This window comes from Phocaeicola paurosaccharolyticus JCM 15092 (assembly GCF_000613805.1).
In the GTDB taxonomy this organism is placed as follows: Bacteria; Bacteroidota; Bacteroidia; order Bacteroidales; family Bacteroidaceae; genus Phocaeicola; species Phocaeicola paurosaccharolyticus.
In genome coordinates, this window is record NZ_BAJR01000008.1 from 95147 (window position 1) to 103438 (window position 8292).

An 8292-nucleotide genomic window follows, 5' to 3' on the forward strand; every position below is an offset into this window, starting at 1 on the left:
ATAAAATAGAATATCAATGAAAAAAATGGCATTCTCTATCTGCTTACTTATGAATATTAGCTATAATTCATATGCACAGTATCCTACAATTCCGGATTCTGTGATTAGCAGAAAAGAGCAACAAGAGAAATTATTTGCACAATTATCAGAACAAGCTTGGCAGAAAGCGCTCCCTATAGTTTTAGAAGAGACTGCTAAAGGTCGTCCATATAGGCCATGGGCGTCAAAACCGGAAGATCTGATTAAGTCTTCCATTCCTGCTTTCCCTGGTGCTGAAGGAGGTGGAGCTTTTACTCCTGGTGGACGTGGGGGTAAGGTCATAGTTGTTACATCTCTTGCAGATAGTGGCCCGGGAACACTACGTGAAGCATGCGAAACAGGTGGCGCACGTATAGTGGTATTCAATGTTGCGGGTGTTATAAGATTGAAATCACAAATAAATGTCAGAGCACCATATATAACTATTGCAGGACAGACTGCTCCCGGTGATGGAATATGTGTGACCGGAGGCTCATTTCTACTCGACACTCATGATATTATAATCCGTCATATGCGTTTTAGAAGAGGTATGCAAGATGTAGCTTTTCGTGATGATGCATTGGGAGGAAATTGCGTAGGTAATGTAATTATAGATCATTGCTCGGCTTCATGGGGACTTGACGAGAATATGTCAGTATATCGCCATGTTTATAACCGTGATGAGACAGGAAAAGGTTTGAAGTTGCCTACAGTAAATATTACAATACAGAACTCAATATTCTCAGAGGCGCTCGATACTTACAATCATGCTTTCGGAGCCACTATAGGTGGACATAATAGTATGTTTACCCGAAATCTGTTTGCCTCTAATATAAGCCGCAACTGTTCTATTGGTATGAATGGGGACTTCAATTTCGTGAACAATGTGATATTCAATTGGTGGAATCGTTCTGTTGATGGTGGTGACCACACAAGTTTTTATAATATAATAAACAATTATTATAAGCCGGGACCTGTAACTCCTCTGGATAAACCGATATCTTATAGAATTCTGAAACCTGAATCCGGAAGGGATAAAGAGTCTAAAAACATCTTTGGAAAAGCTTACGTTAATGGTAATATCGTTTATGGAAACAAAAAGGTGACTGCCTATAACTGGGATGGTGGAGTTCAGATTGGTGATAATGCTGATTCTAAAGAATATAAATCTAAGATAAAGTCGGATGTTCCTTTTAAAATGCCTAATGTAACAATTATGGATGCAGACGATGCTTACGGTTATGTTATGGATAATGTAGGAGCAACTTTTCCAAAACGTGATAATGTAGACAAACGAATAATTAAGTCAGTAAAAACCAGAAAGGCTATTTATGTGAAAGATGCACCAGAATATCAATCACCATATATAAAAAGAAGATTGCCTGCTGATTCATATAAATTGGGTATTATTACTGATATCCGCCAAGTAGGTGGATTGCCTGAATATAAAGGGTCTCCTAATAAAGATTCAGATAATGATGGAATGCCAGATAAGTGGGAGTTAAAATATGGCTTGAATCCTAATGATTCGTCAGATTCAACTTTGGATTGTAATGGAGATGGCTATACTAATATTGAGAAATATATAAATGGTATAGACCCAAAAATAAAGATAGATTGGACAAATATCAAAAATAATTATGATACATTGGCTAAGAAGAGCACTCTTCTCTAAAAAGCTGTTGTACTATAATTTAAAATAAAGAATAAGCAAACAATGAATATTAAAAGACTGCTGATATTTTTATTCATAGTAAGTGCAGCTATCTGTGATGCACAAGTAACTTCAATGAATTTAAAGGATGGCTCAATAACTTATGGTCGTGATAGTAGGGGTAATCGTGTATTGGATTATTCATATTGTGGATACCATAACTCTGATAAGGCAATTCCAAATGTTAAGAATTCTGTTTTTATCTCTTGGGAAGCTGGTGATAATACAAAGAGAATTCAAAAGGCCATTGACTATGTATCTTCTCTTCCTATAGGTAAAGATGGATTTAGAGGCACTGTACTCTTGGATAAAGGATTATTTGAAATAAGTTCGTCAATACGCATCAACTCCTCAGGAGTGGTTTTGCGTGGAACGGACAAGGGAAAGAGTGTTTTGTTTAAGAAAGGTGTTAACCGTGATGCAGTGGTATATGTTGAGGGTGACAATAATATCAGAATGATTGATACTATTGATATAGTATCATCATATATTCCATTAAATAGCATGTCGTTCCAAATAAGCAATTCATCAAAATTAAGAGTAGGAGATAGGATTAAGATTCACAGACCATCAACTAAGGAGTGGATAGCAAACATTAATTGTGATATTTTTGGTGGAGGTATTAGTGCTTTAGGATGGAAACCGGGCGATGCTGATTTGCTTTGGGACAGAACTATAGTAAAGATAGATGGGAATACAATTACTATAGATGCTCCACTGAGCATGATTATCGATGGTAAATGGGGAAAATGTAAGTTGGCTACATATGAGTGGAAAGGGCGTATACATGACTCCGGAGTAGAGAATATAACCATTCAGTCCGATTATGATAAAAAATATCCTTTGGATGAAAATCATGCATGGAGTGGTGCCTATTTTAATTATGCTGAGAATTGTTGGGTACGAAAGGTCAACTTCATAAATCTTGCCGGTAGTGCTGTAAACCTTCAGTCTGAGGCCTCAAAAGTCACTGTTGAAGATTGTATCTCTGATGAACCAATTTCTGAGGTTGCAGGTATGCGACGTTGCACATTCCTTACCCTAGGACAACTTAATCTTTTTCAAAGGTGTATATCACGCAAAGGTATACATGATTTTGTTGCAGGATATAATGCTCCCGGACCAAATGCTTTTGTTCAATGTGAAGGAGAGGAGAGCTTAGGTTTCAGTGGCTCAATCGGCTCAAATTCAAATGGACTACTATTCGATATCGTAAATATTGATGGTAATAATATCACTATCAAAAACCTTGGACAGAATAAGAATGGAGCTGGATGGAATAGTATGAATAGTACCATCTGGCAATGTACTGCATCTGAGATAGAGTGCTACTCGCCAGATTTAGAGAATATAAATAGAGCTTATGGCTGTTGGGCACAGTTCTCAGGAAATGGTGAATGGAAAGAGTCAAACAACCACATTAACCCTAGAAGTCTGTTTTATAACCAGCTGAAAGAACGCAATAACTCGGATTTTTCTTCATATATATTACCACGTAATACTAACAGTACAAGTAGTCCTACTTTGGAGCAGGCTGCAGCTGCTGTCGAGGAGTCATATATTCCTCGTCTTACAATGTCTAATTGGATTGATTCAATACCTTTTACTGCCTCAATAAGTTCAGATGCTGTTAAAAGTGTTGATTTGTTGAAAGATAAGAGGGACGAAATCCCACAAAAGAAGAGAGTATCTATTATTGATGGTCACATAACTATAGATGGTAAATTAGCTCTTGGTACCAGATCTGAGATTAACTGGTGGAATGGTGGACTCAGAGATAGAGCTGTTGAGAGTGCTAAACCTCATATAACTCGTTTCGTTCCTGGCATGGAGGGAAGAGGGTATACAGATCGTATTGACTCTGTAGTCAACTATATGGAAAAGAAAGGAATACTTTCAATTGATCATAATTATGGATTATGGTATGAGCGTCGTCGTGATGACCATGAGAGAATCCGCCGCAGAGATGCAGATGTGTGGGCTCCATTCTACCAGCAGCCATTTGCACGAAGTGGACAAGGAAGTGCTTGGGAGGGAATGTCTAAGTATGATCTTACACGTTATGATACTTGGTATTGGAGTAGGCTTAAGGAGTTTGCAGACAAAGGTTCGGAAAAAGGGCTGTTGCTGTATCATGAAAACTACTTTCAGCATAATATCTTGGAGGCGGGTGCCCATTGTAGATGCTCCATGGCGTGATGCAAATAATATTAATAACCCGGGTTTCATGGAACCGGTAAACTTTTCGGGTGACAAAAGAATTTTTATTGCTGATCAATTTTATGATATAAATAATCCAAAGAGACGTGAACTGCATAGGAATTATATCCGTCAGTGTCTAGATAATTTCAAGGATAATGATAATGTAATTCAATTTATCAGTGCCGAGTTTACAGGGCCTCTATATTTCGTTAATTTCTGGATTGATGTTATCGCTGAGTGGAAGAGAGAAACTGGAAAAAATCCTCTTATCGCTTTGAGTACAACAAAGGATGTTCAAGATGCTATCCTCAACGATCCGATACGTTCAAAAGCGGTAAATATAATTGACATCAGATATTGGCACTATAAAATCGATGGTCTTTATGCTCCTATGGGAGGAAAGAATCTTGCACCAAGACAACACGCTAGAAAAATGAAGGTTGGTAAGGTTGATTATGAGCAAGTATATAAAGCTGTAAATGAATACCGGGAAAAATATCCGGATAAGGCTGTTATCTTTAATGCTAGCGATTATCCTAAGATGGCTTGGGCTATATTGATGGCTGGAGGATCGTGCGCTGAACTTAAATTAGAAGATGAAAATCTATTAAATGATCTACCAAAGATGAGCGTAATTTCATCGAATGATGATTTTGATATGATTGGAAATTCGGATAAAGGTTATCTGATATATGGAAAAAAAGCTGGGAATATTTCGATAAACATATCAAAGGGTAAATACAGACTTTATAGTATAGATAAAAGTTCTTACAGAATAAATGTTGAGGTAAAGTCTTTACAATCAGATGGAAATCGTTCTATCGCTATCCCTGACGCCTCAAAGGTGTATTGGCTAAAAAAAATATAATTATTGGTAATACCTGATTTTACCAATCAAAAACCAATTTTTGCAAATTAAGATATTGTAATATTCATAGTTTTGGCTAAACAAGAATTGACCATACTATGATAAGCCAACAAATGAATATTACAACATCTTCTTTGTTAACTGATTTTACTGCTGGAGATGATAATGCATTCGCTACTCTGTACGATAGCCATATCATTCAGCTATTAAATTATGGTAGCTACTTAACACAGGACAAAGAACTCTTAAAGGATTGCATTCATGACATCTTTATTAAGATCTACAACAAACGTTCTGAATTATCCTCAATTGATAATTTTAAATCCTATCTTTTTATATCATTAAAGAATAGAATCTTTGATGAGATGCGTAGGCAAGTCTTCATGAGTGACACTCCTGTAGAAGAAATAATTTATGCTTGCGACAGTGATAATGTTGAGAATAAATATATACAAAAAGAAAAGTGTATAATCGAAAAAAAAATGGTAGCTAACCTTATTTCTCAACTATCACCACGTCAACAAGAAGCTTTGACTATGTATTATTTAGAGGGCAAGAAATATGATGAAATATGTCTGCTAATGAACATGAATTATCAGTCTGTACGTAATCTTATGCATAGGGGAATATTAAGATTGCGAGAACTTGCAATTTAATATATTGTATTGAGTACAATAAATCTATTGTTCCGTCTTAATAATATAAATCAAAAGTTGAGATGGATATGGTATATAAGAGGTTAGAAGATTTTTTACAGGATAATAACTTTATCGAATATGCTCTAGGGAATAATGAATCTAGATTATTTTGGGATGATTTACTTATCAAGAGTCCTGAATTGAAACCTATTATTAAGAAAGCATATGAGATTTTATCGGGTTCTAATATAACTTTACCAACTCAATTTTCTGAAAAAGAGTTGGATGAATTAAGGGAAAGCATTTTTTCCAAAACAATTAGAAAATGATGTCATGATAAGTTATACTGGGTTTATAAATAGATATATTATAGGTGTTAGTTTAAAGTAAAAAGGTTACAAGGATATATTTAGTTTACATATATCAATAGATGTTTTTTAGGTGAAAAGGTTAGTTTATAGAAGGTAGTTGTTAATAGATTTTAATTTATTGGTTTATAGATGTGTAACTGTTGATTTATATCAAGAAAATTACAATAAGTAGAAAAATAATTAGCATTTTAGTTGTAAATATAAATAAAAAACATACCTTTGTACTGTGTTTTTCATAGTATTAGATTTAAGGTTAACAAAGGTTGGGTCAAAGCGTTGACCCTTTTTTTATGTCTATACCTTTCAATACTTGATTATTCTTTAATCTCGCGCTTCAAGAAAAACTTTCTAGTATATAAGAAATAGAGTAATACTCCTATTGCATTCATAAGGAATACCATCCAGAAAGCTGATGCATATCCGAATTCTTCAGCCATAAATCCACCCGCAAGTATTCCAAGACCAAAGCCGGCATCCCATGCAATCAGAATAGAGGAGTTAGCTGTGCCTCGTTCGTTATGATTAGCGGTGTGTATGAACATATTTAGGAATGCCGGGTACATGTGTCCATTACCAAGTCCGATAAGTATAGCAGACAGGTAATATCCTATATTGTTAGGCATTGCTACGAAAATGAAGTATCCAATTACTGATATGCATACTCCCTCGGCTGCATTCTGTGTCAGCTTACCGTCACGTAGAGCTTTTGCTCCTTGAATACGTGAGACAAAAAGTCCCATGCTAAGCAGCATGAAGTAAGTTCCGGTTCCTCCCGTAATTCCCATTACCTCTTTGCTGTAGATAGCCAGGTAGTTGCTCAGTACTCCATAACAGAAACTGAAAAAGGCTATGTTGACTCCAAGAAGCCAAGCTCGTGTTAGGAAAAATCTATCCAGAGAGATTTTGTTTGTGTTGCATACAATATCTTTCTGCTGAAGTGAGACAGAAGCATCGGCAAGCATGCCAAGTCCTGCTATAATAAGGGAGATCCAAAAAAGGAGTGTGAAATCAGACGTGAAATTATATATGTATATACCGATTGATGGGGCAATGGCCATTGCCAGGTTATTGCTCAATCCAAAGTATCCTATACCCTCATTCCTTCTACTTGCCGGCAACACATCTATTGCAACTGTGCTGTTGGCTACAGTAAGTGAACCGAATGGTATGCCATGAAGTGTACGAACAATTGCAAAGAGAAGGAGAGTGCCTGCTGCTAAATATCCTGCAAAGAATATGAAGAAGAAGAAAAAGCAGATCATTAGAACTTTCTTTCGAGGGTAGCTATCGACCATATATCCGCTGAAAAGACGTGAAACTAGTGCTGCAATTGTATAACCGGAAATAACAAGACCTATCGTATCTTTTGGTGTACCGAATGATTCGCTAAGGTAGATTGGCAGAATTGGCATGAAGAGGTAGAAGGCAAAGTATAGTAAGAAGTTGGCTAACATTACCTTGATATAGTTTTTGTTCCAAAGTATCTCCATATTTTGTATCTTTTGATTCTTTTGAAGTGTCAAAATTACTAAATTATAGCGCTCGTTTTAGCTTATGCATCTCTTTTTTTCGTTTCACTCTCTTGTCGTATTTTAAAAATAGCTTTGTATTTGGAGATAAATGATTAACTTTAGTACGTCTAATTTTATACTATTTTCTAACCATTAAACTAGCTATATTATGAATAAGAATATTGAAGTGGTAGTGGCAGATATAACTACTCTGGAGGTTGATGCTATAGTTAATGCAGCCAACAACTCACTGCTTGGTGGTGGAGGTGTCGATGGAGCTATTCATCGTGCAGCTGGATATGGACTATATAAGGAGTGCCTTAAGCTAGGAGGATGTAAGACTGGAGATAGTAAGATTACTGATGCCTACAATCTTCCATGCAAAAAGGTAATACATACTGTTGGTCCTGTGTGGTATGGTGGTGGTAGTCATGAGGCTGAACTTCTAGCTTCGTGTTATCATACCTGTTTCGAGTTGGCTCGTGAAAATGATATTCATAGTATTGCTTTTCCATGTGTAAGCACTGGGGTCTATAAATTCCCCAAAGAGGATGCAGCAATTATTGCACTGCGTGTAATAAATGAGGAGATAGATAGAGGATATGACGGTAAGGTTATACTTTGCTGCTTCTCGAAAGATGATGCATCTATATATAGATATATTATGAAAAATGAAAACTCTTTCGAGTAAAGTAGGGGGGCTAAATAATAATACTATATATACTGCGCGATGACTTTTTCCTAACGAATTAAAGACTTTAGCTCAACCAATCGAAGATCATTGCTCAACTTTTCCCTAACTGATCAAAGTTTTCTTTCAATTAATCGAAGGCTTTTGCAAATCGATAGTAGGCTCTTTTCTACGAATCAAAGACTATTGTAAACCAATCAAAGACTCTTTCCCAACGGATCATGATCGGTTACCCAACGAATCATAATCGGTTTGCCAATGAATCTATACTCTTATACT

The 8292-nt window shown here is 36.1% G+C and carries 5 protein-coding genes and 1 pseudogene; 5 read left to right on the forward strand and 1 reads right to left on the reverse strand.

Annotated features, from left to right (window positions below; translation table 11 throughout):
* Positions 1-16 precede the first annotated feature (16 nt).
* The 4 genes and pseudogenes from JCM15092_RS05660 to JCM15092_RS05675 all read left to right on the forward strand — a co-directional run bounded on the left by JCM15092_RS05660 (position 17) and on the right by JCM15092_RS05675 (position 5769).
* Entirely contained in the window at positions 17-1693 is a 1677-nt protein-coding gene (locus JCM15092_RS05660) for a thrombospondin type 3 repeat-containing protein (protein ID WP_034541593.1), read from the forward strand.
* A gap of 42 nt (positions 1694-1735) precedes the next feature.
* Positions 1736-4802: pseudogene (locus JCM15092_RS15135) on the forward strand (DUF6298 domain-containing protein).
* A 101-nt stretch (positions 4803-4903) separates the two neighbouring features.
* Positions 4904-5458 carry an RNA polymerase sigma factor gene (locus tag JCM15092_RS05670; protein WP_024993807.1) on the forward strand — a complete coding sequence of 185 codons (555 nt, stop codon included), beginning with the start codon at positions 4904-4906 and terminating at the stop codon, positions 5456-5458.
* A 62-nt stretch (positions 5459-5520) separates the two neighbouring features.
* Positions 5521-5769 (forward strand): hypothetical protein, encoded by a 249-nt coding sequence (locus JCM15092_RS05675; RefSeq protein WP_024993808.1) that lies wholly within the window; start codon positions 5521-5523, stop codon positions 5767-5769.
* A gap of 356 nt (positions 5770-6125) precedes the next feature.
* Here JCM15092_RS05675 and JCM15092_RS05680 read toward each other — a convergent pair whose 3' ends face one another.
* Positions 6126-7301 carry an MFS transporter gene (locus JCM15092_RS05680; RefSeq protein WP_034541594.1) on the reverse strand — a complete coding sequence of 392 codons (1176 nt, stop codon included), beginning with the start codon at positions 7299-7301 and terminating at the stop codon, positions 6126-6128.
* A 190-nt stretch (positions 7302-7491) separates the two neighbouring features.
* On the opposite strand from JCM15092_RS05680, the gene JCM15092_RS05685 reads away from it, so the two are divergent.
* On the forward strand, positions 7492-8013 hold the full coding sequence (locus JCM15092_RS05685; protein WP_024993810.1) for an O-acetyl-ADP-ribose deacetylase: 522 nt from the start codon (positions 7492-7494) through the stop codon (positions 8011-8013).
* The last annotated feature ends 279 nt before the right edge of the window (positions 8014-8292 follow it).